General features: G+C 27.5%; 1 protein-coding gene. It reads right to left on the reverse strand.

All coding sequences use genetic code 11. The annotated features are described in order from the left end of the window. On the reverse strand, positions 1–967 hold a 967-nt coding region (locus ACF91D_RS30705; RefSeq protein WP_483883397.1), incomplete at both ends, for a glycosyltransferase family protein.

The following is a 967-nucleotide window of genomic DNA, read 5'->3' on the forward strand; positions in this document are numbered from 1 at the left end:
GTCATAACTTTATAATCTTTTTTAGAAAAAGGAACACTCGATATTTGTTTGTCTAATTGACGCACTAAGACACGTTCGTCATTTTTTATAAATATGTCATTGTCGTCATTCATTAGTTTGCGTATTTTAGGTAAGTTAATCGTATTATTAGAAGATTGGAATTTTTGTTTAGTTGACCTTTTACTAAGTTTATTAATATTTTCTTGTTTAGTTACTTCGGACACGCTAACTAGTTTATCAAAGTAAGGATACATTGAAATAGTACCTTTTACATTTGTATAGTGAGGTCTTATGCCATTTACAGTTCGCTCCATATCCATTTTCATATCACTGTGTAAGTATATTAATTTCCTTTTAGCATCACTTGCTAATACTAATGATGACCAAAACATTGCATAGCCACTAAAATCAATTGCATAATCAAATACGGCGTTTCCAAATATCTTTCTAAATTCCCGTTCATATAATTCATCTGGATAAATAATTTTCTCTATTTTAGTTTTAATCCCTCGATTTTTAACTAATATATTTCGATAATATTCTTTAGTAGTTGATAACAATGGTCCATTTCTTAATATAATCCTAACATTACTATTAATAGAATATAAGTTATCTAATATCTCTGTATTATTAGTTTTCCCTAAGAAAAGTGTTACATCATATGTATTATAATCAATACATTCTAAAAGATTCGTTAACGATGTAGTAATACCATTTGGTTTCATGCCACCAGGATAAATTAATATAGTCTTTTTTTCTTTTTTTAATTTTGGAGTAGGCGAAGGTTTTTTCCCAAATATATAATTAACTAATTTTCCAGTGACATTTTCTGTATTTAGACTAGTGTATTTTTCTTTATAATCAGTATAGTTATCTCGATATGCAGATAAAATATTATCTTTGTTTTTTATAGTTTGGATTAGTTCAGTTACTGTATGTACTGAAGGCCCAGGTAATGAATTTACGG

The organism is Staphylococcus sp. 231237_7MaSpsaltlick (genome assembly GCF_043107035.1).